Genomic DNA, 1,285 nt, shown 5'->3' with positions numbered 1-1,285 from the left:
GTGGACTTGCCCCTACCAAACCGGACACCAACTCTCCGTTAAATTGATGCTGCTGCCAAGCGCCTGAATTCTCTCGGGGATCGATATTTCAAAGCGCTGTGCGGATGCTGCTCGTTGTAATGCTCGAAGGCAATCGACAGATTGCGCAGCGCCGTTTCTCGATCAGGTTTGGGCATGTGCGTCACGTAATCTCGCTTGATCGTCTTCACGAAGCTCTCCGCCATGCCATTGCTCTGCGGGCTGCGCACCGGGTGTGGTCACCGGCTGCAAGCCGATCTGGCGGGCAAACTGCCGTGTCTGCTCGGCGATATAGGCCGAGCCGTTATCGCTCAACCATTGCACCGGCGTGCTCGGCAGTTGATCACCAAATCGCTTCTCCACGCTTTCCAGCATCAAGTCTCGGATGTCATTGCCGCTGTAGCCTGTCGGGCTGGCGACCCAACCAATGGCTTCGCGGTCACAGCAGTCCAAGGTAAAGGTCACGCTCAACTTTGCACCATCATCACAGCGGAATTCGAAGCCGTCAGAGCACCGCGGGTATCACTGGTGGTAACAGCGATACGGCCTTTATGCCGGCGCGGTACGCCCGGTTGCTTGAGGCGTCGCGCCAACAGCAGGTTGTGGTCGCGCATCACTCGATAAACCCGCTTCGCATTGATCGGGGCTAGCGAGTGGGTTTCACGCTCGCGGCGCAACAAACCCCAGACGCGACGGTAGCCATAGCTGGGCAGCTCGCTGACTTGCTGCTTGATCTCGGCAACCCGCTCCGTATCGTTCACCAGCCGGGGTCGCCGCGTTTTGGGCGATACCGATTGCTTGATTCGAACCGTTAATTGCGAGCGCGACAAACCGAGACATTTACTGACCAGTTTCACTGGTCGTCCCCGGCAACAAGGGTGAGTGCGCAATCCATTTTCGCGACCGGGCGATCTCCACGGCCTCTTTGAGGACTTCCGCTTCCATCGCTTTTTTGCTCAGTATGCGTTGCAATTTGCGGATCTGCTTGAGCGCGTCGTTCAGCTCGGAGGCCGGTACCACAGCCTCACCAGCACTGACCGCCGACAGGCTTCCGTCTTGGTAAAGCTTGCGCCACGGAAACACTTTGTCCGGGCTCAAGGCTCTCGCGAACCATGGCCAGCTTCTGATCGGTGCTCCAGCGACGTCGACGTTCCTGGCCGAGCAGATCACCACCCTTATCGTTGCTGTTAGTCATAAACATACCCGTTTGCCTATCCCTTATCTTAAAGGGGGGGAACGGTGTCCTGTCTTTTATGGGGCTCGTTCA

At 57.7% G+C, this 1,285-nt stretch carries 1 protein-coding gene and 1 pseudogene; one reads left to right on the top strand and one right to left on the bottom strand.

Annotated elements, in window-relative coordinates; genetic code table 11:
• Positions 1–38 precede the first annotated feature (38 nt).
• Positions 39–1,138: pseudogene (locus IEX86_RS24635) on the bottom strand (IS3 family transposase).
• Between IEX86_RS24635 and IEX86_RS25900 the strand changes: the two are divergent.
• Positions 1,103–1,285 (top strand): hypothetical protein (locus IEX86_RS25900; RefSeq protein WP_373290487.1); only part of this gene is annotated, 183 nt, incomplete at its 3' end. The pseudogene IEX86_RS24635 and the gene IEX86_RS25900 sit on opposite strands and share 36 nt — an antisense overlap.

It is taken from the genome of Pseudomonas asuensis, from assembly GCF_014646755.1.
In the GTDB taxonomy this organism is placed as follows: domain Bacteria; phylum Pseudomonadota; class Gammaproteobacteria; order Pseudomonadales; family Pseudomonadaceae; genus Chryseomonas; species Chryseomonas asuensis.
The sequence above is the reverse complement of the archived record's forward strand: the minus strand, read 5'-3'. Positions and strand labels throughout refer to the sequence as shown.